Origin of the sequence: Bacillus thuringiensis (assembly GCF_022095615.2) — a bacterium.
Taxonomy (GTDB): Bacteria; Bacillota; Bacilli; order Bacillales; family Bacillaceae_G; genus Bacillus_A; species Bacillus_A cereus_AG.
Window position 1 is genome coordinate 4271786 of the sequence record NZ_CP155559.1, and the last position, 26836, is coordinate 4298621.

Below are 26836 nucleotides of genomic sequence, written 5' to 3' on the forward strand. Positions count from 1 at the left end.
CCTTATATAATTATCTCTACGTTACTAACATTCTAATTCCAGCTGTACTTACGCTTAATATCCCTATCACTAGTAAAATTAACGCCCATTTCCGCTCTGGTTTTCTATAATATAAAATCCCACTTATGAACATTACAATCAATCCACTTACTAGATTCACTAACAATCCATTAAGCATGAATGCCCTCTCCATCCATTACATTTAAGAAATATTCTTCTAAGGAACTATGTTTTTTATTAATACTTTCAATTTCTACATCGTTCATAATAAGTGCTTTTGAAATAGCTTGCTGCGTCGCCTTCAATTCATACACACGAATCATGTTTCCACTCATTATTTTGTAATTTTTTATACCGAGTTTATCTTCTAAAATATAAGCTGCACGCTTCACATCAGGAACAGTAATTTCAATGTACTCTGTTTGTTTTCCGTTAATACTCTTCATTGAAACTTCTTTTATTAGTTTTCCATTTTGAATCATACCGATTGTATCTGCCATTAGTTCCATCTCGCCTAAAATATGACTAGAGACTAATAACGTAATACCATATTCTTTGCAGAGCATTTTAAATAATTCTCTTAATTCTTTAATACCAATTGGATCTAAACCGTTAATTGGCTCATCTAAAATGAGTAATTCTGGCTTCGTCATAATCGCCCTTGCAATACCAAGTCGTTGCTTCATCCCTAATGAAAAATCTTTTACTTTTTTATCATCTATACCGTGCAGTTTTACTAAATATAAAGCATGATCAATTGCGTTTTTATCGTAATAACCCATATATTCACAATGTAATTCTAAGTTTTCCTTCGCCGTTAATTTATCATAAAAGATTGGATATTCGATAATTGTCCCCATGCGCTTTAACAATTCATAAGATGTATCCGTTAACTTTTCACCAAAAATTTCAATATCACCGCTCGTCGGTTTTATTAAATTTGTGATCATTTTCATAATCGTTGTTTTACCTGCACCATTCGGTCCTAAGAAACCGTAAATCTCTCCTTTTTTCACATGCATGTTAACGCTAGAAATAACTTCTTTCCCTTTAAACACTTTCGTTAACTGATTCGTTTTTAATATATATGTCATGTCACTGTCTCCTTTCGCACTACCTTATACTTCTATAATAGACAACGGAAATCTCTTTTTTCTTACCCGTTCCTTACAAATTCCTTACGCTGAAAAAAAGCTTGTAGAATTTACTTCTCTACAAGCTAAAACAGCATTTTTTTTAATCCAACTGTAAAAATCGTTTTTTCATACGGCTTACTAGAAAGATGTATTTTTCCATCCATCGCTTCCACAAGCCTTTTCGTAATCGTTAACCCTAAACCGCTTCCTTGGTACAATCTATTTCTGGAATCTTCAAGTGTGTACATACGCTCAAACACTTTATCAATATGAGATTCATCAATTCCTTTTCCTGTATCCCATACATCTATATACACACTCGTTTCATTATCTCTTAACGTCACACCAAGTGTCTTTCCATCGTCTCCATATGTAATTGCATTTGATATTAAATTATTCAATACTCTACCTAATACTTCTATATTTCCAAGTGCATATATATTTCTTTCTGGTATATCAATATGAACTTGAAACCCTTTCGCCGTCACTAAATCATAAAAAGATAAAATCTTCTCACGACAAACTTCATTCATATTTACTTTTGTCATCTCGATTGCCTTGTCACCAGATTCTAATTTCGCTAAATCAAAAAACTTATGAATCAGTTCCATTACTTCTAGTGTTTTTACATGCACCTTTTCAAGTAATATTTGCTGTTCTTCTTTACTTATCGTTTTATCCTTATTTAACATTTCTGTATATCCAAGAATAACTGTTAGTGGCGTCTTTAAATCATGTGAAATATTTGAAAGCATTTTTCTCATCGAAATTTCTACTTTTGCATGATCTGCATTCGTTTTCTGTTTTGCATCTAATAATTGATTAATTGCCACTAATAATTTTTGCAATTCTAGATCATCTGTCATAACGAGTAACTTCTCGCCTGTTTGTCCATTTACAATACTTTCTAACTTTTCATATGTGTATCGTAAATTTTTACTACTATTTTTTCTCATTTTATATTGTATGTAAATGACACATAACAATATAAAAATAATACCTATTAACAAATTGACCATATTACATCACTTCCAACTTATAGCCGATGCCCCATAACGTTTTAATATATTCTGGATTAGATGGATCACTTTCGATTTTCTCACGCAATCTCCTCATATGAACATTAATAACGTTATCATCTCCGTAATACTCTTCGTTCCAAACTAACGTATATATTTGCGCTTTTGTAAATACACGATTTTGATTCTTTACGAACAGCTTTAAAATCTCAAATTCTTTTAAAGTAAGTTTGAGTGGCTTTCCGTTTTTTTCAACTGTAAAATTAATTGGATCAATTGCTAAATCACCAATTTGAATCATCTTTTCTGTTTCTTCTGTAGCCGAATATTTCGTAGATCTCCGAATACCTGCCTTTACACGTGCAGCTAATTCAATCATAGAAAACGGCTTACAAATGTAATCATCCGCTCCAAGTCCTAATCCAACAGCTTTATCAACATCTGTATCTTTTGCCGACATCATTAAAATCGGAACAGCACTTTTTTCTCGAATGATTCGCACAACCTCTAAGCCATCTAGCTTTGGCATCATAATGTCGAGGATAATTAAATCAAATGAACCTTTTGAATATGTGTTCACGCCCTCTTCTCCATCAGACGCAATTGTTACTTGAAAGCCTTCTTTTATTAAATACTTTTCCACCATCTCTTGAATTGAAATATCATCTTCAACTAATAAAATATGATGTGACATATGTCTATCCCCTTTTTTACAAACATTAACATTTTAATTGTATCGTAACGAATGAACACTGTGAAGAATTATATGAATTTTCAAACCAACTTCCCTTCCTTCCTTAACAATGATATGATGAAATTCACTACTATTGTTCATAATTAACTTTATATAAAGGAGACTTATCATGTCAGAAAACAAAAAAGTAAGCTTAGCTGATTTAATGCGTGAACAACTTGCAAAGAAAAAGCAAGGAAATGGAAATGGTTCAAATAATACAAATCAAAGCCAAGCAACGAAAAAATTACAAAACCAACAAACGAAGAAAACAAACAACCAACGTAGACGTACAGGTGTATAAATGAACGGACAAAAACGGTCTAATATCGCACCCGGTCTTGAAGTTGATATTGTATTAAAACAAGATCAACGCACGGGTAAATTAACACGTGGAATTGTAAAAGATATTTTAACAAACTCTCCTTCTCATCCACATGGCATTAAAGTACGATTGCAGGACGGGCAAGTCGGTAGAGTACAAAATATCGTTCAATAAGAAAAGGAGCTCAAGTAAACTCGAGCTCCTTTTCTTTATTACCCTTTAATTTTCTCGATGAAAACTACTTTTAAATAGTCTCCTTCTTTGAATTGATCAATGGTACGAAAATCTTCTGGTAAAGAATGTTCTTCTAATATTTTATATTTGCCATTCATTTCTTTAAATGCCGTATCGATAAATCCTTTAAACTTTTTCATATCAAATGCGCTACAGTTTGTAGAAGCAACGATAATCCCGTTATTTTCTGTAATCGCAATTGTTTCTTTTAATAAGCTTTTATAATCTTTTGCTGCACTAAATGTATATTTTTTTGATCGTGCAAAGCTTGGAGGATCAAGTACAACCATATCAAATTTCATCTTTTTCTTCGCTGCATATTTGAAGTAAAGAAAGACATCTTCTACAATAATATCTTGCGCTTCATAATCAACTTCATTTACACTAAACTGCTCAATCGTTTTGCTTAAACTACGATTTGCAAGGTCGACACTCGTCGTTTTGCTCGCTCCGCCAAGCGCTGCAAATACAGAAAAAGCACCTGTATAAGAGAACATATTCAACACTGTTCTCCCTGTCGCATATTTATCACGAATTTGTTTTCGAACGTTACGCTGATCTAAAAATACACCAACCATCGCTCCGTCGTTTAAATACACCGCAAAATTCACACCATTTTCTTTTACGATAAGTGGGAACTCGCCGCGCTCTCCCGCTACGAAATCATCGCCTTCAATGTATTTCCCTTTCGTATCAAAACGTTTTTTCTCATAAATCCCTTTAAAGTTTGCTACTTTTTGAAGAGCTGCTATAATCTCATCTCTGAAAGTATAAATCCCTTCACTATACCAACTTACTACGTAATAACCATCATAATAATCGATAATTAAACCGCCAAGACCGTCTCCCTCACCATTTAGGACACGGAATGCCGTTGTATCATTTGACTTATAAAAATGTTTTCGTTTATGTAAAGCAGATTTGATTTTACTTTCAAAGAAATCCTGATTAATTTGCTCTTTCTCTTTTCTCGTTAAAATCCAACCGTATCCTTTATTTTGCTTTCCATAATAGCCTTTTCCAATGAATTGGTTCTTTTCATCTACTACTTTAATAATAGTCCCTTCTTCTTGGACATCATTTAAATTTTGAATTGCATCTTTTAAAATAAGCGGGTATCCACTTTTAATTTCTTTTATAAATTTTGGTTTTATTTTTATAATTACTTCAGATCGCATGTAATGTCTTCCTTTCCATTTGAATGCTTTCTATTAGTAGGAAGCATATAAAAAAGAGGCTAAAAAACAGCCTCGTTTCACTATACCATATTATTGCTTTGCTAGTACAACTAGCTCATCTCCTGGCATGACGGTTATATATTTATACAATGTTGAAAAAGTGAGACTACCGTCACTATGACGAATAAATAAAAGTATATCTTTCGAATCCCTTACTTCCTTGTTTATCTTTTCTTCTTCTGTAACTTGTATCGTTTTAAAGTTATACCCATCTTCAATTTTCCGATTTAACTCTTCGTAAATTTCATTTTGACCAAACAGTAAATGCGCTTTTTTCGAAAGAGAAATACGCTCTTGCTCAATTTTCCCCACATCATGAATTGGGAGTAGGAATGTATTATGATGTCCGAACTGCGGAACATACGTATTTGCGACTAAGACGTTATAAGAATCTGTATCAGTTACTGCAATTAAATATTCATACTGATTCATGTCTACTTCAAATTGTAACTGTTCTGAGAGAATTTGACCATTATAGGTCTTAACCCCTTTCACTTTTGCACATTGTAAATGTTCTTCTGATACATCTACGATCAAGCTTGGAATCCCCATCTCTTTACAGTGTGATGCAAAGGCAGATGAGAATGTACTCGCTCCTGAAATTAAGATTCCTGGTGGCTCTGTATTCGCCAATCCTAATTTCTTTGCTAAAAATCCGATAGAGAATCCATGAGCACAAACTGTCGTAATAACAAGTGCAAATGTAAGTGCCGTTAATATAGAAGCATCTTTATAGCCTTCTTGTAATAACTCCGTCGCAAAATAACTAGAGACAGTTAATGCAACAATACCACGCGGCGCAATCCAGCCAACTAGCGCCCGTTCTGATTTTGTTAACTCTGTACCAATTGTCGATACCCAAATCGATAAAGGTCGTACAACAAATAGCATCATAAGTACAAAGCTTATAATAGGCCAGCTGAAAATCTCCATAATAGTCGTCCTTGGGAGCGATGCTGTTAATATAATAAAAACGGTCGACGTTAGTAGCACTGAAATATTTTCGTTAAAATGACGAATATCACCGATAGAGGAAATATATTTCTTCATCCGTGCAAGTGTAATCCCCATTACTGTTACAGCTAGCATACCTGTTTCATGCATCACTTCATCCGCAATGCCGAAGCATAACAATACCGTAACGAGCAAAATCGGTGCCTTTAAATATTCTGGCACTTTCCCTTTTAAAATCATATAGCTCATAAAAATACTAAAAGCATATCCAAGCACCATTGCGAATAATGAACCAGCAAAGAAATACAGTAACGTATGTAATTGTACACTTTCTTTCGTTAAAAAATTTACAATTTGAAAGGCAAATACAGCAAGCAAAGCTCCAAATGGATCAACAATAATTCCTTCCCATTTTAAAATTGCAGCTGTTCTTGGCTTTAATCTTGCTTGGCGTAACAACGGAATAATTACCGTTGGGCCTGTCACAATAAAGAGGCCTCCAATAATAAATGCAACCGCCCAATCTAATCCAGCGACGTAATGAGCTGCAAGTGAGCCAGCAATCCACGCAATAAACGCACCTAACGTAACGATACGAAATACTGGTTTTGATAGTCCCCTCAGCTCACGTATATCTAAACTTAAACTACCCTCAAACAATATAATTGCAACAGAGAGTGATACGAGCGGACTAAAAACATCTCCAAGCACCTCTTTTGGATTAATAATACCGAAAACTGGACCAATTAATAATCCAGCAACCGCCATAACAACAATAGCAGGGAGCTGGAAACGCCATGCAGTCCATTGTGAAGCAATACCTAACGTAATAATAATAACGATACTAAGTAAAAGTGATTCGGCCATAATATCCTCCTTGTTCATAGTATTGCGACAGCAAAGTATAAACATTCTCTACTTCTACATATTTTCAATTAATTATATTTACATAATATATAATCAAGTTAAATATATAGTCAACACATTCAACAGGAGGAAACCGTACTTCCACAAAAAATATTATCATAATTTAAAATCACCATTGACAATGATAATGATTTTCATTATCATTTAATGTATATGAGTTCTCGAAAATAAAGGATACATTTATAGGAGGAATAAAACATGATTATTGTTACAAATACAGCTAAAATTACAAAGGGAAATGGACATAAATTAATTGATCGTTTTAATAAAGTAGGTCAAGTCGAAACAATGCCAGGCTTTTTAGGATTAGAAGTTCTTCTAACGCAAAATACAGTTGATTATGATGAAGTAACAATTAGCACACGCTGGAATGCAAAAGAAGATTTCCAAGGTTGGACGAAGAGCTCAGCATTTAAAGATGCTCACTCACATCAAGGCGGGATGCCAGATTATATTCTTGATAATAAAATCACTTACTACAATGTTGAAGTTGTACGTATGCCAATGGCTGCAGCACAGTAAACATAGTTCTTTTTTTAAGTATAGAGTATGAGAAGTGTTACCACTTCTCATACTCTATACTTTTTTATTTACTGTCTTTTTACTAGTTTCGCATGCACGACTAACCTTCCTGCTTCCGGGTCGAGTACATAGTCGCACGTCGAAAGTGTTACGATTTGATCACTTGCTGTCAATTTTGTATCCGTTTTGTACAGCGATTTCCCTTGAATTTTCTCCAAAAATGATGTGTATTCCATATCACTGCTAAAATCCGTTTCAATGTAATAAAAATCAGTTGTTGTTGTATACACCGAGAACACTTCAAGATCATATCCTTCAAATAATGTATCGTAATATAACTTACGATGCGACCTGAAGAAATCTTCATCTAACATTTTCTTTAAACTTCCAAACATAGAACCATCTTTCATACGGTGACCATATAAAATAGTATTTCGATTTTGAGATTTCACATCATTACGATAGTCCATAAAAATGCTTCCTGCTCTCATATCTTCACCTTTATAATTACGAAATAAATAGTAATCATTGTCTTTCGCTTGAACGATTGGATAATTAATTTGTGTATCTTCCATCGTAATCCATCCAACTATTTCTTGGTTAATTTGCTGCAGAGCTTTGAACTGCTTACGCACTTCCCCGTCTTGTGATTGCTCTTCCATCGGACTTTTTTCATAAATATTTTGTGCTTCGGCCATTACTTTACGATTTTCATAGTAATCCATGAAAATATCACCTAATTCGTATACTGAATAGAAAAAGGTACCTAAAAAAACAACTGTAAGTATTCGTTGAAAAAAAGAATTCTTCTTCCGTTCTTTTTTACTACTCAAATTATCACCTCAAAACGGATTGTTCACATATTTAAATACCCATTGGAACCATATACAACCCTGTATCTTCATCTTGCTTTACAACGACATCTACACCGTATATCGTTTTTATCATACTTTCTGTCACAACATCATTTGGCTTACCTTTCGTAACAATTTCGCCGTCTTTCATAACGATAATATGATCACTATAGCGAATTGCCTGATTAATATCGTGTAATACCATAACGATCGTCAATCCATGTACTTCATTTAACTCTTTTACTAGCTCTAATATTTCAAGCTGATAATAAATATCTAAATAGGTTGTCGGTTCATCTAAAAAGAGCATTGGTGTTTTCTGAGCTAACGTCATGGCAATCCAAACACGTTGTCTTTCTCCACCAGATAAAGCATGAATCTCTTTATCTCGTTTACTTAACAAATTCGTACATGCTAAAGCCCTTTCGATTGCTTCTCTATCTTCATCAGTTTGCGCGGAAAAGATATTTTTATGAGGCATACGACCAAAACTTGTTAATTTCTCCACCGTCATATCTGCCGGCGCTTCATTTTGTTGGTGGACAACGGCTAACTTTCTAGCAAACTCTTTCGGTTTATATTGACTAATCGCCTTTCCATCCAGTATTACCTCTCCGCTACGAGGATCGTGATTTCTTGACATCACGCCAAGTAATGTCGATTTCCCACAACCGTTTGGACCAATAATTGTTGTAATTTTACCAAGTTCTATTTCACTACTAACCGACTTTAATCGATCCGTTACATTATCATACGAAAAGGTTACATTTTTAATTTCCATGAACTTTATCACTCTTTCTAAGCAAGAATATTAAGAATGGGCCACCAATAACCGCCATAATCGTCGCCGCTGGAATTTCGTTAGGTGGCACGATTAACCTTCCAATCGTATCCGCCGTCAAAATTAATAACGCTCCTGCAAGAGCAGAAAATGGAATTAATACTTTATGATCTGAACCGACTAATTGTCTTGAAATGTGCGGAACAAGTAATCCTACGAAAGCAATAACTCCTGCAATCGCTGTTGATACTGCCGCTAAAAGTACCGCAATAGCAGAGATAATAAGACGAACTCTCGTCACATGCAAACCTAAGTTTTTCGCAGTCTTATCTTGTAACGATAATAAATTACACCAAGCTCCTACAAATAGAGCAAGAATAAGACCAATTGTTCCATACGTAACCATTATTTCTACATCGCCCCACGTCTTCATCGTTATGTTAGAAGTCGTCGTTTGCTTAATACTCTTAATGAAATATCCGCAAATCGTTATGAATGATTCATTTAATCCAGTGAACATCGCATTAATAGCTATACCAACTAAAATAATACGAAGTGGACTTAACCCTGACTTCCACGAAAATGCATAAACGAGATAACATGCGAACGCACCACCTAAAAAGGCGAATACTGGTGTCCAGAAAAAAAATTGCGGGAATAACGTAATAATAACAAGTGTCATAAAACTTGCTCCTGAAGATATCCCGATTACACCAGCGTCAGCAAGTGGATTTTTCATAACAGCTTGAAAAAGCACACCTGAAACGGCCAGAGCTGCTCCAGTAAATAGTGCAATAATAATGCGCGGGAAACGTAAATCTTTAATCACTTCAACATCTTCATTCCCCCCTGTAAATATCCCTTGTACAAGGTCCACTATCCCTATTTCTAAACTCCCTTTCATCGCTGACAATGATGTCATAACAATAAGCAATGCAGTAACAATGAGGAAACTCCAAGTTTTTTTATTCATTCCACTCTTCCTTTATATTAAAATGCATCACGGATACATCATTTTTTTCAATTCATCTAACGCTTCAATTGCTGCTAAATTGCCTGTCGTTCCAAATAAACGCTCTTCTAAATCGTAAACACGGTTATTTTTAACCGCAGCGAAGTGCTTCCAAATGTCATTTGTTTTAAATTCTTTATCAAACATTTTTACAACTTCATCAGGCATGCCATGAGCTGCTCGTAAAATAATATCTGGATCAGCTTTCTTTAAATACTCTGTATTAGAAGCTAAATATTCTACTTGTTCACCTTGCACAATATTTTTACCACCTAATTGTTTCACTAAATCTCCAATATAAGAATGCTCTGTTGCCACTAAATAACTCCCTGGTACACCTAATAAAATAAGTACTGTCGGTTCTTTCTTTCCTTTTACTGCTTTTTTAATCTCTGCAACCTTGTTATCTAACTTCGTTACAACTGCTTCAGCCTGCTTTTCGCGTCCATATTGCTTACCTAAATCGCTAATGGAATTTTGCATATTTTTCAAGCTTGTTAAGTCTAAAAAGTTTGCTTTCGTGCCCACGCCATCAAAAACTGGCTTTAATTCATATTCAAGTGTTGTCACGGATAATACTTCTGACGGCTTTAATGATTTTACCTTTTCCATATCAGGACTCATCGGATTCCCGACTTCAGGTAAACCTTTATATCTCTTTGGTAAATCTTTCGTACTGGTTGGAACACCAATTAAATCTACTTCTAACGCATCCATAATTTCAGTAACAGCAACTGTCGTTGCAACAATTCTCTCTTTACTTTCACTTTTCACCTGTTTTGCTACTTCTTTTTTGGGTGCCGAGCATCCAGCTATACTCACTAATAAAATGATAGCCATTAGTACACTTGTAATTTTCTTCACTCTCAATCACCACTCCTTTCCAAACAATATGAAACAAGTCTTGATGCATGCGAGCATGCATCAAGACTTCAAAAATTACAATCTACCTGCTCTATATTTACGAACGAGTAAAACAAGTGATCCAAGTAGTAGCACCATGTATAAACCTAGTTGTGCTGTATCTGCTGTTTTTGAGTTTTTCTCTTTTTTTGAATCATTTTTTTGATCTTCTTTTTTCTTCTTATCATCTGCATTTCGGTTAAAGTCAGGATTATCTACTTTTTTTACATTATCTACTTTCGGTGTAATCACTGGATTGTTCGGATCTTTTTTTGGATCCTCTTTAATCGTTCCTAACGCACCAATGTTATTTGTATCAAATTGAATTTGGACATCGTAGAAATGATGGTAGTTCATTTCGTTGATATCAACTTTTACTTTTGCATTTAATTTTGCAAATAAATCACTTACTTCAAATTGCACTACTCTCGTATTTGCATTTTTATCTTCGCTTACTACTTTCGCGTCAGCAAAAAGACTGTTATTTTCCGTTTGGAATTTTGTAATCCATGCACTATTTTTCAACGTCATCTCAATGTATTTTTTACCATCTTTAACGATTAATTTTGCTGGATGTACAGTATAGTCATGCATCTTTGAAAGCTCATTTGTTTTATCTTTTAACACTTTAAATGGAATGTCATATTGACCATCCACTAAATTTTTCGGATCAACTATTACTTTTGGTTGATTATTTCCGCCTTGGTTACCGTTTCCGCCTTGGTTATCGTTTCCGCCTTGGTTACCGTTTCCGCCTTGGTTATTGCTTCCGCCTTGGTTACCTAAAACTTTAATACTATCTTGATCAAATACAAATTGAACATCGTAGAAATGGTGATAATTCATCGCATCAATATCTACTTTTACTTTTGCATTTAATTTTTTCGATAAATCATCTACTTCTAACTCTACTACTCTTGTATTTTTCTCTTTATTCTCACTTAACACTTTTGCGTTAACAAAAGAACCATTCTTTTCAAACTCAAATTTTGTAATCCATGTACTGTTCGTTAATGTAAATGATACATACTTCTTACCATCTTTCACTTTTAGTACAGCTGGACTCTTTGTATATGTGTTCATCATTGAAATTTCTTCTGTTTGATCTTTTAAAACTTTAAAACCAATACTGTATTCACCATCTTTAAGAGCTTTTGGATCAATGATTGTGTTATTATTTTGGTTATTGTTTCCACCTTGGTTATTGTTCCCGCCTTGGTTATCGTTTCCACCTTGGTTATTGTTTCCGCCTTGGTTATCGTTTCCGCCTTGGTTGTTGTTTCCGCCTTGGTTATTGTTTCCGCCTTGGTTATTGTTTCCACCTTGATTGTCATTTCCGCCTTGGTTGTCTAACGGTTTAATGCTACCTTTATCAAATGCAAATTGAATGTCATAGAAATGATGATAATTCATTGAATCGATATCTACTTTTACTTTTGCATTTAACTTTTTAGATACATCATCTACTTCTACTTCCACTACGCGTGTATCAGCTTTTTTATCTTCACTTAATACACTCGCATCAACGAACGAACCATTTTTCTCAAATTCAAACTTTGTAATCCATGCACTATTCGTTAATGTGAATGATACATATTTTTTACCATCTTTCACCTTTAACACGCCCGGACTCTTCGTATACGTGTTCATCATTGAAATTTCTTCTGTTTGATCTTTTAAAGCTTTGAAATTGATGCTGTATTCGCCGTCTTTAATTGTTTCAGCATCTGGATTCTTGTTTCCATCTGGCTTTTCTACTTCTGGCTTTTTATCACCGTCTGGTTGCTTTTCTTCGTCCTTAATTGGCTCAAGTTTTTCTTGATTAAATTGAAGTTGTAATTCATGCGTTTGTTTATAATTTTGTGATGCCACTTCAATAAATACTTTTGTATTTAACTTTTTAGATAAACTGTCTACTTCAAATTCTACTACTCTTGTATTTTTCTCTTTATCTTCACTTACTACTTTTGCATCAACAAATGAACCATCTTTTTCTGTTTGGAAATTTTTAATTGATGCGTTATCTGTTAATGTTACAGTCGCTTTTTTCTTACCGTTTTCTACTTTTAATACTGCTGGACTTATTACCTTGTCTTTCATTCTAGATTCTTCATCTGTCTTATCTTTTAACACTTTAAATGGAATGCTGTACTCTCCATCTGTAATTGTTTCAACATTTGGTTTTTCTACTTCCGGCTTTTTATCTTCATCCGGTTGTTTCTCTTCATTTTTAATTGGCTCAAGTTTTTCTTGGTTAAATAAAAGCTGTACCTCATGTGTTTGTTTATAATTTCTTGATGCCATTTCAATAAACACTTTTGCATTTAGCTTTTTAGATACATCACCCACTTCAAATTCTACTACTCTTGTATCTTTTTCTTTATCTTCACTCACTACTTTTGCATCAGCAAATGCGCCATCTTTTTCCGTTTGGAAATTTTTAATTAATGAGCTACTTGTTAATGTTACAAGCGCTTTTTTCTTACCGTTCTCTACTTTTAATACTCCTGGATTTACCATGTAAGTATTCATCTTAGATTCTTCATCTGTTTGATCTTTTAACACTTTAAATGGAATGCTGTACTCTCCATCTGTAATTGTGTTAGAATTTGGTTGTTGATCTGGGTCAGGCTTTTGGTCGGGCTTCTGACTTGGATCTGGTTTTTCATTTGGATCTGGCTTATTAGCTGGGTCCTCTTTTTCATTCGGTTGTTCTACATGAATTGGTGTAATGCTATTTTGATCAAATGCAATGCGCACATCATAGTCATGATGATAATTTAAAAAGTCTATGTCTACTTTTACTTTCGCATTTAATACCTTCTCTACATCGTCCACTTCAAATTCTACTACTCTTGTATCTTTTTCTTTATCTTCACTAATTACATTTGTCGCAACAAACTGACCTGCTTTTTCTGTTTCAAACTTTGTAATCCATGAACTATGTTCTAACGTAAAGGATACCTTCTTCTTCCCATCCTTCACTTTTAAAGTTCCTGGACTTACAGAGTATTGATTCATCATAGATTCTTCATCTGATGTGTCCTTAAGAACTTTGAACCCAATTGAATATTCACCGTCAGCCAACTGGGTAGCTGCTTGAACTGCAAGTGGTTGTAATGTTGATACGAATGTAAATACCATTAAAAACATAGCAACAATAATTTTTACATACCTGTTCAATGGAACGACTCTCCCTTTTGAAAATTTTTTAATTATTTAATACTGTTCCCATCAAATACAAAACGAATATCATATGAAGCATTATAATTAATAATTGGGATATTAATTTTCACCTTGCCATTTAGTTTTTTTGACAAGTCAGCAACTTCAAATTCTACAACTCTAGTATTCTCTTTTGTATTTTCACTTAACACAGTAGCTTCTATGAATTGACCATTTTTTTCTACTTGTAAACTTTTAATAGAAGTACTATCTTTCACTTTGAATGAAACATATTGTTTTCCATCTTTAACTGTTAATGTTGCCGGACTTTCAAAATAACTATTCATTCTAGAAGATTCATCTTTATCGCCTTTCCATACAGTAAAAGCAATATTATATTTTCCATCAGCCAATTTTGTTGCAGCCTTTGCATCTTGTAAACCTAGTGTTGCTAGAAACGTAAATAAAACAGCAAATACGGCAATAATCATTTTAAATTGTTTAAACATATATTCATCGCCCTTCAAAAGATTTATTTATTTAACTTCACTTTACGAATTAAGAAGATACCTGAAATAAGAATTAACGCTGCAAATAATCCGATGCGTGCTTCATCACCTGTTTTTGGATTATCTGTTTTTTCAGCTTTTCCACTTTCATTTGTTCCTTTGTTCGCCTCTTTATTTGCTTCTTTATTTGCTTCTTTACCCTCTTCTTTCTTCACTTCTTCCTTTAATTTTGTCTCTGTTTTTGTTTGATCATTATTCTTTGTTGCAGCAGTTGTTTTATTTTCTCCACCTACCGCTTTTACATTTGCATCAAACGCAAAGCGAATTGTGTAATTATGGTCATAATTTACGTTTGGTACAACAACGTGAATTTTTGCAGCTGCTGGTTTAGATAAATCGTCTATTTTAAACTCTACAGTTCTTTTATCTGCTGATTCATCTTTACTAACAACTTTTGCATCAATAAAATTTCCGTTCTCAGGTGCTTTAAATTCTGTAATCCAAGCACTATGATTCATCGGAATTTGTACTCTCATCTCACCATTTTTCACAACTAACTTAGCTGGTTTTTCAAAATAATCATTTGCCATTGAAGCTGAATCATTTTCCGCTTTTTGAATGACATAGTTAATATCATAAGTACCGTCAGCTAGTTGTGCTGAAACTTTCCCATATGGCATGACAAGAAAAGCTAGCATACATACGAACGTTATAATAAAAGCGGGTAATACAGAAATCTTTCTCATTTGGCTTACTTCCTCCTTGTTTATCTTTCATCCATACTTTTTGAAAATGATAATTATTCTCAATTTATAAGAAAAAAATAATAATCCTCTACCATTATGTAATTGTAATTTATTTATGTACTGTAGATATTATTGATTATCATTCTCACTTGATGTTAAAAATAATATCCCTCTCTATTCCGTATAAAGAGCGATTCACATTTTAACATACGTCCCTATCTTTTTTGTTGATTATCATTCTCAATGAATCTCAAAAAAAATAAAACTATCCATTTTCCTACTCTATCACCTCTATTTACAAAAATGATATCGTTATAGAAAACTTTATACCTTTCACTCCTCACTTTCCTTCCAATATTTCCACAACTAAGTCAATCTTAGCCTACTCATAAATTTTTTGTCAACTATATTACGTATAAAATTTTAAATATCTAAATCTCTCTATATGCGGCTTTTTCTACAAAAAAAGAGGCTTTCTTTCATAGAAAGCCTCTTTACTCTATTTTTCTACAGCAATTTCCTGCTTTTGAAACTTAGAAACTATATAACCAAATCCTATACCGATTATGCCTGGAACTAACCAACCAATGCCTACACTATATAATGGAATCTTATCTAAAATAGGTGCTAATGCTGCAATTTGCAGATTCGCATTGTGCAATCCATCAAAGAAGCTAATTGCGAACGCTCCTATAATACCGCCTACATACATCGCTAATGGAAGGCGAACGTAATTTTCAACGAGTGATAATACGATCAGCACGATACCAATTGGATAAATTGCAATTAGAATCGGTAATGCTAATGCGTTCAACTGAGTTAAGCCAAGATTTGCTACCATAAATGCTAACACACAGAAAATGAAAATAACTTTTTGATAAGAAAGCTTCGGTAATAAAGAAGAGAAATATTCTCCACAAGCAGCAACAATACCTACAGAAGTTGTTAAACATGCTGCTGAAATTGCAATTCCTAATAATAAAGTTCCGTAACTACCAAATAAATGATTTACAACGTTTGTTAAAATAATACCTCCGTTTGCTCCCATTCCAAGAGACACACTAGAAGCTCCCAGATAAGCAAGTGCTAAATAAACAAGTAGCAAACCTAGTGCTGCAATAAATCCTGCAAAGATTGTTACTTTTGCAATGCTGTTCTTATTTGTAACACCTTTTGCTTTTAAAGCATTAATAACAACATTTCCGAAAACAAGTGCTGCAAGTCCATCTAAAGTTAAATATCCATCAATAAAACCTTTAAAGAGCGGAGCACTATATGCTTCTGTCGGTGCACCAAATTCTCCAATTGGTGTAATAAGTGCTTTTACTACGATAATTGCAATAACAGCTAATAAAATTGGAGTTAACACTTTACCGATGCGGCCCACTAATTTCGATGGGTTTAAAGCTAAATAGAAAGTTACTGCAAAGAAAATAAATGTAAAGATAACAAGTGGATACGATTGACCAGCTATCTCACTTGGTAAAAACGGTGCAACACTCATTTCATAAGCAACAGTTCCTGTACGCGGCACACTTACGAATACGCCTAAACATAAATAAATTGCAGTGATAAAAACAAGTGCAAATATAGGATGTACACGCCCTGCTAACTCATTTATATCTCCCTTTAGAGCTATAACAATTACTCCTAATAAAGGCAATCCAACGCCTGTTACGATAAAACCAAACAACGCAATCCATACATCTGTTCCAGCACCTTGTCCTAACGCTGGTGGGAAAATCATATTACCTGCACCAAAAAATAGTGCAAATAACATTAAACTTATTGCAAACATCTCAGAAAACTTTAAAGATGATTTCATTTCTACTAACCTCCTAAATATTTTTATATTAACAAAATATTCTGAATTAAAATCCGTCACATATCCTCTTTCAAGCATACTTCCCCGTAAAAGAACGCAAAAAACACCCGTCCCTAACAAAGGGACGAGTGTTGAAATCGTGGTTCCACCCTTATTCTAATAAAATGAATTTATAACGAAATAAGCTCATTTTATAGCTCGTGTAAATTGATAACGGTTTTATCCGCCAAGAATTACAATGCATCATGCATGCAGTTCACTCTTGAAGTTTAGAGGTGGTAAGATTGTCTTTTCGTATTAGGAAGCTCACAGCCTAAGGCTTCCCTCTCTGAGAATCGTAGAAAACAACTCATGTCCTCATCATTACTTTTATAAAATATCTTGTCGAAACTTGTTGTTTTTTATTATATGGGCTATTTTTTAAAAAATCAATAGTTTTATTTTTTCTGACAAAAAAATATAGGGAGAAAATTCCCCCTCCCTATAGCTGTCCTATTAATAATTCTAATTCTTCAGCTGTAATGTCTCGCCACTTTCCTACTTCAAGATCATTTAGCTCTATATTCATAATGCGTTCTCGCTTTAGTTTTGTCACAGTAAACCCGAAAGCACGGCTCATTCTACGAATTTGTCTGTTCATCCCTTGCGTTAAAACGATGCGGAATGTAGACTGATCCACTCTCGTCACTTTACACGGCTTCGTCATGCCATCTTTAATCTTTACACCGCTAGACATCTCATCAATAAACCAATCTGTAAACGGCTTATCAACAGTAACAACATATTCTTTCTCATGCTCATGATCTCCGTGTAAAATTTGATTCGCAATCGCGCCATCATTCGTTAATAAAATAAGTCCTTCCGATGCTTTATCTAATCGTCCAACTGGAAAGATTCTCTCTGGATAATTGATATAATCAATAATGTTATCTTCAATATGATCAGCTGCTGTGCAAGTAATACCAACTGGTTTATGAAAGGCGATATACACCTTTTCTTTCTCTTCTTTTGCAATAACCTGTCCATCAATCGTTACAACATCACCATCGCTCACAAGTGCACCGTGCGTACATATTTCACCGTTAATAGTTACGCATCCAGCTTTAATAAGGCGGTCTGTTTCGCGTCTTGAGCAGGATTTTGCTTCGCTTATGTATTGGTTGATTTTCATAGCATATTCCTTTTCATATATATTAAAAGCGTCAATCTATGGCAATATAATTATGCCACGATTGACGCTCGTTTACTTCGCAAAAACAACTAAATAAATAACCCCAATCACCAAAAATATTCCGCAACAAGCTAACAATACTTTTGCAAGTTTGTCCATAAACATATAATGGTTTCCCCTTTGTTTGGTTGTTTGCTATTTTAATTCGACAACTGTTACGCCTAGGCCTCCCTCGCCCATGTCACCGTAGCGGTAGTTTTTCACACCGCGATGCTTCTTCAAGTAATCTTGTACACCTTGGCGAAGCGCTCCTGTTCCTTTACCGTGAATAATTGATACGCGCGGATAGCTTGCAAGCTGTGCATCGTCTAAATATTTTTCAACGCGCATCATTGCATCTTCATAACGTTCACCGCGAAGATCAAGCTCTAACGAAACGTGATAATCTCTACCCTTCACACTTGCGACTGCTTTTTTCTCAGTTTGCTTCGGTGTATTAATGTATTCCATATTGGATTCTTTCACTTTCATCTTCAGAATACCAATTTGTACGCTCCACTCTGTATCACTTACTTTTTCAAGCAATTGACCTTTTTGACCGAACGTTAACACTTTTACTTCATCACCTGCGCGTAATTGTTGTTTTGGCGCTGTGTTTTTCACGTTTACTTTTTGTTTCTTCACAAGCTCTGGCGCCGCACCTTCTAGACGGCTCTTTGCTTCAATAAGCTCATGGTCTTTCACGTTTATAAGCTGTGCTTTACGCAATTGACGAAGTTCTTGAATAATGCCTTCTGCTTCTTTCTTTGCAGCTTCGACTTTTTCTTCCCCTTCTTTTTGCGCTTTTAATAATTTTTCATCGCGCTCATCATTAAATTCAATAATTTGACGCTGTAATTCGCGATGCAGTTTTTCAGATTGCTTACGAAGTGCTTCTGCTTCGTTCCAGTCACGTTCTGCATTCTTTTGACTTTCTTCTAACTTCGCAATCATATTTTCAATTTTGTTTGTATCTGTACTAATGTGGTTACGAGCTTGATCAATCACGCGATCAGATAATCCAAGGCGCTTCGAAATTTCAAAGGCATTACTACGCCCTGGTACACCGATTAATAATTTATACGTTGGGCTTAATGTATTCACGTCAAACTCAACGCTCGCATTAATAACTTGCTCACGGTTATATCCGTATGCTTTTAATTCTGGGTAATGCGTCGTTGCAACAACGCGAGCACCACGATTACATACTTCATCTAAAATTGAAATGGCTAGTGCAGCCCCTTCTTGCGGGTCTGTTCCAGCACCTAATTCATCGAATAAAACTAAGCTTTCAAAATCAGCTTTTTCTAAAATATCAACAATGTTCACCATATGTGAGGAGAACGTACTTAAACTTTGTTCAATCGATTGCTCATCACCGATATCAGCAAAGATATGTTTAAATACACAAATCTCTGACTCATCCATTACTGGAATGTGAAGACCAGACTGCGCCATTAATACACAAATACCAACTGTTTTCAACGTAACTGTTTTACCACCTGTATTCGGTCCTGTAATAACAATTGTCGTGAAATCTTTACCGAGCATAATATTATTTGGCACGATAATTTCTGGATCGATAAGCGGATGACGTGCTTGTCTTAAATCCATATAACGCTCGTTATTTACGATTGGTTTCGTTGCTTTAATACGCTTCGCATAGAAAGCTTTCGCAAAGATGAAATCAAGATTTGCAACTACTTCTACGTTTGATAAAACGATATCGGCTTCTACTGCCACTTCTTCTGTTAACATCAATAAGATGCGTTCGATTTCTTGTTTTTCTTTCACACGTGCTTCTTGAAGTGCGTTATTTAATTCTACAATGACTTGTGGTTCAATAAATAACGTTTGCCCAGAAGCTGATTGATCGTGAACAATACCACCATATACGCCGCGGTATTCTTGTTTTACCGGGATTACGTAACGTTCATTACGAATCGTTACAATCGAGTCAGACAGCATTTTTTGCGCGTTTGAAGAACGCGTCATGTTTTCTAACTTTTCACGAATACGGCTCTCCGCAGTACGAATTTGAGTACGAATACCACGCAGTTTATCACTTGCGCTATCGACTACTTCACCGCCATCACCGATACAATTTGTAATTTTCTTTTCTAAATCATATAAAGATACAATTTGAGCGACATGAGTTTCTAAAATGGGAAGCTCAACACCATTATCAACCATATCTTCAATGAAACGTTTCATATTGCGACTACCATACATCGTATTGGCAATATCAAGTAGTTCATTCGGGCTTAACATACTTCCAATCTTTGCACGCTTCACATTTGAGCGAATATCCGTAATACCACCTAATGGTGCACTACCTTTTAAACGAATGACTTTCGCTGCTTCATCCGTTGTATCTTGCATTTCTACAATTTCTTCAAAATCAGTGCTTGGCACTAAATTCTTCACTTTGTCACGACCAAGTGAAGAGGCTGTATGTTCAAGTAATTGTTCTTTTACTTTATTGTATTCTAATACACGCAACGTTCTTTCTAACATGTTGCAGGTCCCCCTTGTGTTACTTATTACGTTTAATATAGTCTAATAAACGTTCAATATCCCACGTGTTAATCACGTTATCTTTTTGAATCCAACCTTTACGTGCTGCTGCTACACCTGTTTCCATATCTTCTAACATTTCAAGTGTATGAGCATCCGTATTAATCGCTACTTTTACACCAGCATCTTGTGCTTGTTTTAATAATTTCGCGCTTAAATCTAGACGGTTTGGATTCGCATTTAATTCTAAAACTGTATTTGTCTCTTTTGCGAGTTCGATTAATAAATCTGTATCTACATCATAACCCTCACGACGCCCAAGAAGACGTCCTGTCGGATGGGCAATCATTGTGACATGTTTATTCTCTAGTGCAGCGCGAAGACGTTTCATAATCGTTTCACGGTCTTGTGAGAAGCTAGAGTGAATCGCTCCAATTACATAATCTAATTCTGCTAATACTTCATCATCAAAATCAAGCGAGGCATCCGGTAAAATGTCCATTTCAATTCCGCGTAAAATTGTAATGTCTGGATACTTTTCATTCATGCGTTCAATTTCTTTCGCCTGTTCACGAAGGCGTTCTTTCGTTAAACCATTCGCTACTTTTAAGTATTGTGAATGGTCGGTAATTGCCATAAATTTATAACCACGAGCACGACATGCCTGTACCATTTCCTCAATCGAAAAGGCACCGTCACTCCACGTTGTATGCATATGTAAATCACCTTGTATATCAGAGAACTGAATTAAGTTCGGATATTCTTTAATTAATTCAATTTCTTTTCCATCTTCACGCACTTCTGGTGGGATAAATGGAAGACCGAAATGAGCAAAGAATTCTTCTTCCGTCTCAAATGTTTTCATTTCACCTGTTTCCAAGTTCTCTACACCGTACTCACTAATTTTCTGGCCTTTATCTTTTGCGATTTGACGCATTTTTACGTTATGGTCTTTTGATCCTGTGAAATGGTGAAGAGTTGTAATAAACTCTTCTGGTTTTACTAAACGGAAATCAATTGAAATATCATATTCGTATTGAAGACGAACAGAAACTTTCGTATCCCCGCTCGCGATTACTTCAATCATATTATCAAATTGCAGTAAATGCTCACGTACTACAGCTGGTTCTGTCGTTGCAATGATAAAGTCTAAATCTTTCACTGTTTCACGAACGCGGCGCAAACTACCAGCGCGAGAGAAACGAATTACTTCAGCAATATTCGACAATTTCTCCTCTATTTCCCCGGCAATAGGCAATACCATTGCGATTGGTAAACGCTCTGGACGAGATCCTACTTGATCGATTGCTTCTAATATTTTCTCTTCTGTCTTCTTACCGAAACCTGCTAAAGCTTGTACTTTATTTTCCTCACAAACCGCTTTTAGCGATTCCATATCAACAACACCAAGTTCTTTATATAACTTAGCTACCTTTTTACCACCAAGGCCTGGTAATTTTAATAACGGTAATAAGCTACTTGGCACTTCTTTCTCAAGCTCTTGTAATACTTCAGATGTTCCCGATTCTATATATTCTTGAATAACTGCTGCTGTTCCTTTTCCGATGCCCGGAATCTTCGTGAAATCTTCAATCTCAGAAAGACTACGATCATCACTCTCTAGTGCTGCTGCCGCTTTACGAAATGCAGAAATTTTAAATGGATTCGCGCCCTTTAGTTCCATAAAAAGACCGATTGTCTCTAATAATTTGATAACTTGTTTTTTATTTACTTTCATCATTGCCCCGCCTTTCTTTCATAGAAAAAAACTTCTCTTTCTGAAAAAAGAGAAGTTATACTCTGCTACCTGTCTGCCATAGTTCCTTCACCTTTTCAGAAAGAATCGGTGTATCGTCTACAATTATTTTGCTAATTGATGATTTTTGTAATGGTGTTTGTATTTGTTCAATCGGAAGAATGTTTCCAACGATAATTAAAACAAATAAAATAATATATACTTCTAAAAATCCGAGGATTGCCCCCGCAAATGCATTAACTTGCTTTAAAACCGGTATTTCTGCAAACATATTTAACAAATTACCAAGTAATGAAAGTGCAATTTTTGTAATAATAAACAATATGATAAACGCAAGCGCTTGATAAAATACTGTTTCAATATTATTTGCATCAATCCATTCTGGAACAGATACGTTTTTATCAAATGGATACGGAATAAATTTCGCAAGTGCTGGCGCTAAATCTTTACAGTACCAGTATGCAACAAGGTATGCGATAATAAAGCTTGTTAACTTTACAAGTTGCAGAATAAACCCTCTGCGTAAGCCGAGGAAAAATCCCATAACAAGCAGTAAAATGATAATAATATCAATCATGTTATTCCATTCCTTTTTTTGTCATACTTTCTTTCAATTTCTCATGTTCTTCTTTTAATTTTATGTAATCGTGTATGACGTTTACCGCCGTCAATACCGCTAGTCTACTCGTGTCAAGCGAAGGATTCTTGGCATTGAGTTCGCGCATTTTATCATCCACAATCGCTGCTACCATGCGGATATGACTTGTACTTTCATCGCCAACAACTGAATATTGTTGACCATAGATTTCTACATTAATTCGACTTTTCTTTCCCTTTTGTTGTGACAACTCACCGGCCTCCAATCACGTACAGAATCCTAAAGTTTATCATACCATGAACCTTCATAATATGGAAACAGAAAGAACAATCCGATATGATAAAAATAACAATATAAAAAAAGGGGTGACCATTATGTCAAATTCTATCGTAATTCAAACAAATTCTACAGTAATTGAAGACATGAAACAACAATATAAACAAGCTCTTAGCCCGAAAATTCCACAAGGCGGAATCTTCATGGCAAAGGTGCCATCTTGCACAATTACAGCATATAAATCTGGAAAAGTAATGTTCCAAGGAGGCCGCGCTGAAGCAGAAGCTTCTCGTTGGCAAACTGTCTCTCAAACACCGAAAACAGCTGTAAAAAAATCTGTCGATTCACACCGTTATGCACCGCCTGCTTCCATCAGTACAATGTCTATCGTAGGGTCAGATGAAGTTGGTACTGGTGATTTCTTCGGACCGATGACAGTAGTTGCTGTATATGTGAATGCAAAGCAAATTCCACTACTAAAAGAACTTGGTGTAAAAGACTCTAAAAACTTAAATGACGATCAAATTACTGCCATTGCGAAACAACTTCTACACGTTGTTCCTTATAGCTCTCTTGTCCTTCATAATGAAAAATATAACGAGCTATTTGATAAAGGAAACAACCAAGGTAAATTAAAAGCTTTACTACATAATAAAGCTATTACAAACTTATTAACTAAAATTGCACCTACAAAACCTGAAGGCGTCTTAATCGACCAATTCACACAACCTGATACATACTACAAATATTTAGCAAAACAAAAGCAGGTACAGCGTGAAAATGTTTACTTCGCGACAAAAGGAGAAAGCGTCCATTTAGCAGTAGCCGCTGCTTCTATTTTAGCTCGTTACTCATTCGTAAAACAGTTTGACGAACTAAGCAAAAAAGCTGGCATGCCACTTCCAAAAGGTGCCGGTAAACAAGTTGATATCGCCGCTGCTAAATTAATTCAAAAGCTTGGTAAAGAACGATTACCTGAGTTTGTGAAAATGCATTTCGCTAACAAAGAGAAAGCGTTCCGCTTATTAAAATAGTATCGACAAAAACAGGAGCCTACAAACTCCTGTTTTTTTGTTTCACCCTACTATTGTCCTTGTAACTTTGTTACAATATAAATATACAGATTATTCAAATTAAAAGGGAGGATTCCCATTGCTACTTCTACAAATGATTCTAAATATCTTACTAGGTGATCCACACGAAAGACAGTTTGAAATTAGAGAAAACATTCAGCTACTAAGTGAGCAACCAGCGTTCACTGATTTAATAGAGCGCTACGGCCGATCTTTCTTATTAAACTTTCGGATCCGAAGATTTATCGGGAAACACGATGCTCGCTTATTAATACATAATCCAGCAAAACTACAACTCTTCTGTGAGGAAATTGAGTTTATGATTAGAAGAAAAAGATTGTTTACATAAGGAGGGAATTCATATGAACGCTGTAAAAGTTAAAAAGTTATTATATGTTTTCGTACACCTCGTGGGCCCACTTTCTTACCTCACTATTTCTACCATTTGGGGAACTTTTTTCACTACTAAATCCATATCCGAAAATATATCTGATAATCTTGGTGTGATGGCCATCTATTACGTGTTCATGAGCTTACTGTGGTTTTTTCTATTTAGATCGATTAGACAAAGATGTAGATAGCATTACAAAAGAGATTAATGATAATAAGATGTAATACATATAAAAAAAGAGAGCCGCCAAGACTCTCCTTTTTATGTTAGCTTCGTTTCTGCTTCTTATTTGATGAAGATACTTTATGAGACCCTGTTTCATATGCCGTCGTTCCTTGTCCTTCTACCTCTGGAGAACCCAGGCTTGACCTTGAATGATCTTTTTTCACCTTTTTACTCATTTATATTCACCCCTTCGCGTTACTTTTTGCTACGGGGTCATAAACTATGCAAACAAAAAAGCGAGAGGAAATCCTCTCGCTTTTTTCATATTTTAGAACTCAGAAGAACCTGGAGTTCTTGGGAATGGAATTACGTCACGGATGTTAGCCATGCCAGTGATGTACATTAGGAAGCGCTCGAAACCTAGACCGAATCCAGCGTGTTTTGTACCGCCGTATTTTCTAAGTTCTAAGTACCACCAGTAGTCCTCTTCGTTCATACCTAATTCTTTAATTCTGTCTACTAAAACGTCCATTCTTTCTTCACGTTGACTTCCGCCGATTAATTCGCCGATGCCAGGAACTAGAAGGTCAGTAGCAGCTACTGTTTTTCCATCTTCATTCATACGCATGTAGAACGCTTTAATGTCTTTCGGATAGTCAGTTACGAATACAGGGCGTTTGAAGATCTCTTCTGATAAGTATCTTTCATGCTCTGTTTGTAAGTCAATACCCCATTCTACTGGGTATTTGAAGTCAGCACCTGATTCTTGAAGTACTTTAATTGCTTCTGTATATGTGATACGACCGAAGTCAGAGTTAATCACATTGTTCATACGCTCTAGAACTGTCTTATCAACGAAGCTGTTGAAGAATTCCATTTCTTCTGGCGCATGCTCTAGTACGTATTTCATTGCATATTTCAGCATATCTTCTGTAAGATCCATTACATCGCCTAATTCAGCGAATGCAATCTCAGGCTCAACCATCCAGAACTCAGCTGCATGACGAGTTGTGTTAGAGTTTTCTGCACGGAATGTAGGTCCAAATGTGTAAACGTCACGGAATGCTAATGCATAAGCTTCAGCGTTCAGCTGTCCACTTACTGTTAAGTTTGTTTCTTTACCGAAGAAGTCTTTTGACTCATCAACTTGTCCGTCTTCACCTTTTGGTACGTTGTTTAAATCTTGCGTTGTTACGCGGAACATTTCGCCTGCACCTTCTGTATCACTACCAGTGATGATTGGTGTGTGAACATGTACGAATCCACGCTCTTGGAAGAACTGGTGAATCGCAAATGCTGCGACAGAACGTACACGGAACGTTGCAGAGAATGCATTTGTTCTTGGACGTAAGTGAGCAATTGTACGTAAGTATTCAAACGTGTGACGTTTCTTTTGAAGTGGGTAATCAGAATCTGATAAGCCCTCGATATCAATTTTTTCTGCTTTAATTTCAAATGGTTGCTTCGCTCCAGGCGTTGCAATTACTTTTCCTTCTACTTTAACTGAAGAGCTAAGTGGAAGTTTTGCAATTTCTTTAAAGTTCTCTAATTCTGTATCGAAAACGATTTGAACGCTTTTGAAGAAGCTACCGTCGTTTAATTCGATGAAACCAAATGCTTTTGAATCACGTAAATTACGAATCCACCCTGATACTTGTACTGTTTGATCTGCGTATTTATCTGTATCTCTATACAGACTTTTTACTAATGTGTTTTCCATAGTGAAATTCTCCTTTGCTGATATATTTAAATACAAAAAAACCTTTCATCCATAAAGGGACGAAAGGTTAAACTTCGCGGTACCACCCAATTTGTCATAAAGACCAACTTTAACTCGTATGTAATACATACTTCCCGGTTTGTAACAGGCCGGATTCCCGTCTAAATCTACTCTTGAATACAAGATTCAATTTCGGTTAGCAACTCCAAGGTGTTCTTCACATATACCGCCTCATCAGGCTCTCACC

Annotated in this window: 26 protein-coding genes, 1 pseudogene and 2 other annotated features (1 of these 29 only partly in view); of the genes and pseudogenes, 6 read left to right on the top strand and 21 right to left on the bottom strand. The window is 35.3% G+C overall.

Going from position 1 to position 26836, the window contains the following annotated elements; all coding sequences use genetic code 11:
• Nucleotides 1-16 precede the first annotated feature (16 nt).
• The 4 genes from KZZ19_RS22110 to KZZ19_RS22125 all read right to left on the bottom strand — a co-directional run bounded on the left by KZZ19_RS22110 (nt 17) and on the right by KZZ19_RS22125 (nt 2849).
• On the bottom strand, nt 17-178 hold the full coding sequence (locus KZZ19_RS22110; protein ID WP_237981663.1) for a hypothetical protein: 162 nt from the start codon (nt 176-178) through the stop codon (nt 17-19).
• Nucleotides 171-1094, bottom strand: coding sequence for an ABC transporter ATP-binding protein (locus KZZ19_RS22115; RefSeq protein ID WP_237981664.1), 924 nt, complete (start codon nt 1092-1094; stop codon nt 171-173). The genes KZZ19_RS22110 and KZZ19_RS22115 overlap by 8 nt, the downstream gene beginning before the upstream one ends.
• A 125-nt stretch (nt 1095-1219) precedes the next feature.
• A complete protein-coding gene (locus KZZ19_RS22120) occupies nt 1220-2155 on the bottom strand; it encodes a HAMP domain-containing histidine kinase (RefSeq protein WP_237981665.1) in 936 nt (311 codons plus the stop codon).
• 1 nt (nt 2156) lies between these two features.
• Nucleotides 2157-2849, bottom strand: coding sequence for a response regulator transcription factor (locus KZZ19_RS22125; RefSeq protein ID WP_237981666.1), 693 nt, complete (start codon nt 2847-2849; stop codon nt 2157-2159).
• Nucleotides 2850-3018: 169 nt separating this feature from the next.
• On the opposite strand from KZZ19_RS22125, the gene KZZ19_RS22130 reads away from it, so the two are divergent.
• Together KZZ19_RS22130 and KZZ19_RS22135 are read left to right on the top strand one after the other, a co-directional pair.
• Entirely contained in the window at nt 3019-3192 is a 174-nt protein-coding gene (locus tag KZZ19_RS22130) for a hypothetical protein (RefSeq protein ID WP_001293584.1), read from the top strand.
• Nucleotides 3193-3387 carry a YwbE family protein gene (locus KZZ19_RS22135; RefSeq protein ID WP_001014310.1) on the top strand — a complete coding sequence of 65 codons (195 nt, stop codon included), beginning with the start codon at nt 3193-3195 and terminating at the stop codon, nt 3385-3387. It begins immediately after the preceding gene.
• Nucleotides 3388-3425: 38 nt separating this feature from the next.
• Here KZZ19_RS22135 and KZZ19_RS22140 read toward each other — a convergent pair whose 3' ends face one another.
• Complete coding sequence (locus KZZ19_RS22140; RefSeq protein WP_237981667.1) at nt 3426-4625, bottom strand: class I SAM-dependent rRNA methyltransferase; 1200 nt, start codon at nt 4623-4625, stop codon at nt 3426-3428.
• Between the two features lie 90 nt (nt 4626-4715).
• Nucleotides 4716-6506, bottom strand: a complete 1791-nt coding sequence (locus KZZ19_RS22145; RefSeq protein ID WP_237981668.1) for a cation:proton antiporter — start codon at nt 6504-6506, stop codon at nt 4716-4718.
• A gap of 258 nt (nt 6507-6764) precedes the next feature.
• Between KZZ19_RS22145 and isdG the strand changes: the two genes are divergently transcribed.
• Nucleotides 6765-7088 carry a heme oxygenase gene (isdG, locus tag KZZ19_RS22150; protein ID WP_087968424.1) on the top strand — a complete coding sequence of 108 codons (324 nt, stop codon included), beginning with the start codon at nt 6765-6767 and terminating at the stop codon, nt 7086-7088.
• A 68-nt stretch (nt 7089-7156) separates the two neighbouring features.
• Here isdG and srtB read toward each other — a convergent pair whose 3' ends face one another.
• From srtB to zapA, 13 genes are all read right to left on the bottom strand, one after another.
• A complete protein-coding gene (gene srtB / locus KZZ19_RS22155) occupies nt 7157-7921 on the bottom strand; it encodes a class B sortase (RefSeq protein ID WP_237981669.1) in 765 nt (254 codons plus the stop codon).
• A gap of 31 nt (nt 7922-7952) precedes the next feature.
• Nucleotides 7953-8723: an ABC transporter ATP-binding protein gene (locus tag KZZ19_RS22160; protein ID WP_237981670.1), complete on the bottom strand. Its 771-nt coding sequence runs from the start codon at nt 8721-8723 to the stop codon at nt 7953-7955.
• Complete coding sequence (locus KZZ19_RS22165; protein ID WP_237981671.1) at nt 8713-9696, bottom strand: FecCD family ABC transporter permease; 984 nt, start codon at nt 9694-9696, stop codon at nt 8713-8715. Before KZZ19_RS22165 ends, KZZ19_RS22160 begins: the two co-directional genes overlap by 11 nt.
• Before the next feature lie 27 nt (nt 9697-9723).
• A complete protein-coding gene (isdE, locus tag KZZ19_RS22170) occupies nt 9724-10605 on the bottom strand; it encodes a heme ABC transporter substrate-binding protein IsdE (RefSeq protein WP_237981672.1) in 882 nt (293 codons plus the stop codon).
• Nucleotides 10606-10674: 69 nt separating this feature from the next.
• Nucleotides 10675-13821, bottom strand: a complete 3147-nt coding sequence (locus KZZ19_RS22175) for an NEAT domain-containing protein (RefSeq protein WP_237981673.1) — start codon at nt 13819-13821, stop codon at nt 10675-10677.
• Between the two features lie 32 nt (nt 13822-13853).
• The gene (locus tag KZZ19_RS22180; protein ID WP_237981674.1) at nt 13854-14312 is read right to left on the bottom strand and encodes an NEAT domain-containing protein; all 459 of its coding nucleotides are present in this window, start codon (nt 14310-14312) and stop codon (nt 13854-13856) included.
• Nucleotides 14313-14335: 23 nt separating this feature from the next.
• Nucleotides 14336-15058, bottom strand: coding sequence for a heme uptake protein IsdC (gene isdC, locus KZZ19_RS22185; protein ID WP_237981675.1), 723 nt, complete (start codon nt 15056-15058; stop codon nt 14336-14338).
• A gap of 499 nt (nt 15059-15557) precedes the next feature.
• Entirely contained in the window at nt 15558-16883 is a 1326-nt protein-coding gene (gene brnQ6, locus KZZ19_RS22190; protein ID WP_088097931.1) for a branched-chain amino acid transport system II carrier protein BrnQ6, read from the bottom strand.
• Nucleotides 16884-17000: 117 nt separating this feature from the next.
• Nucleotides 17001-17256, bottom strand: a binding site (T-box leader).
• A 108-nt stretch (nt 17257-17364) separates the two neighbouring features.
• A complete protein-coding gene (locus tag KZZ19_RS22195; RefSeq protein WP_088097932.1) occupies nt 17365-18054 on the bottom strand; it encodes a 23S rRNA pseudouridine(2604) synthase RluF in 690 nt (229 codons plus the stop codon).
• Between the two features lie 195 nt (nt 18055-18249).
• Nucleotides 18250-20610: an endonuclease MutS2 gene (locus tag KZZ19_RS22200; RefSeq protein WP_237981676.1), complete on the bottom strand. Its 2361-nt coding sequence runs from the start codon at nt 20608-20610 to the stop codon at nt 18250-18252.
• A gap of 19 nt (nt 20611-20629) precedes the next feature.
• Nucleotides 20630-22348, bottom strand: a complete 1719-nt coding sequence (gene polX / locus KZZ19_RS22205; protein ID WP_237981677.1) for a DNA polymerase/3'-5' exonuclease PolX — start codon at nt 22346-22348, stop codon at nt 20630-20632.
• A gap of 55 nt (nt 22349-22403) precedes the next feature.
• On the bottom strand, nt 22404-22943 hold the full coding sequence (locus KZZ19_RS22210; RefSeq protein ID WP_000565411.1) for a CvpA family protein: 540 nt from the start codon (nt 22941-22943) through the stop codon (nt 22404-22406).
• Between the two features lies 1 nt (nt 22944).
• Complete coding sequence (zapA, locus tag KZZ19_RS22215) at nt 22945-23214, bottom strand: cell division protein ZapA (RefSeq protein WP_000082701.1); 270 nt, start codon at nt 23212-23214, stop codon at nt 22945-22947.
• Between the two features lie 124 nt (nt 23215-23338).
• On the opposite strand from zapA, the gene rnhC reads away from it, so the two are divergent.
• From rnhC to KZZ19_RS22230, 3 genes and pseudogenes are all read left to right on the top strand, one after another.
• On the top strand, nt 23339-24274 hold the full coding sequence (gene rnhC / locus KZZ19_RS22220; protein ID WP_237981678.1) for a ribonuclease HIII: 936 nt from the start codon (nt 23339-23341) through the stop codon (nt 24272-24274).
• Between the two features lie 118 nt (nt 24275-24392).
• The gene (locus tag KZZ19_RS22225; protein ID WP_237981679.1) at nt 24393-24662 is read left to right on the top strand and encodes a hypothetical protein; all 270 of its coding nucleotides are present in this window, start codon (nt 24393-24395) and stop codon (nt 24660-24662) included.
• A 13-nt stretch (nt 24663-24675) separates the two neighbouring features.
• Nucleotides 24676-24928, top strand: a pseudogene (locus KZZ19_RS22230) (hypothetical protein).
• 42 nt (nt 24929-24970) lie between these two features.
• Here the strand turns inward: KZZ19_RS22230 and KZZ19_RS22235 are convergent.
• Complete coding sequence (locus KZZ19_RS22235; RefSeq protein ID WP_237981680.1) at nt 24971-25105, bottom strand: YuzL family protein; 135 nt, start codon at nt 25103-25105, stop codon at nt 24971-24973.
• Nucleotides 25106-25197: 92 nt separating this feature from the next.
• On the bottom strand, nt 25198-26589 hold the full coding sequence (gene asnS, locus KZZ19_RS22240) for an asparagine--tRNA ligase (protein WP_098344189.1): 1392 nt from the start codon (nt 26587-26589) through the stop codon (nt 25198-25200).
• Between the two features lie 52 nt (nt 26590-26641).
• Nucleotides 26642-26836 (bottom strand) — a binding site (T-box leader); it runs 57 nt beyond the window's last position.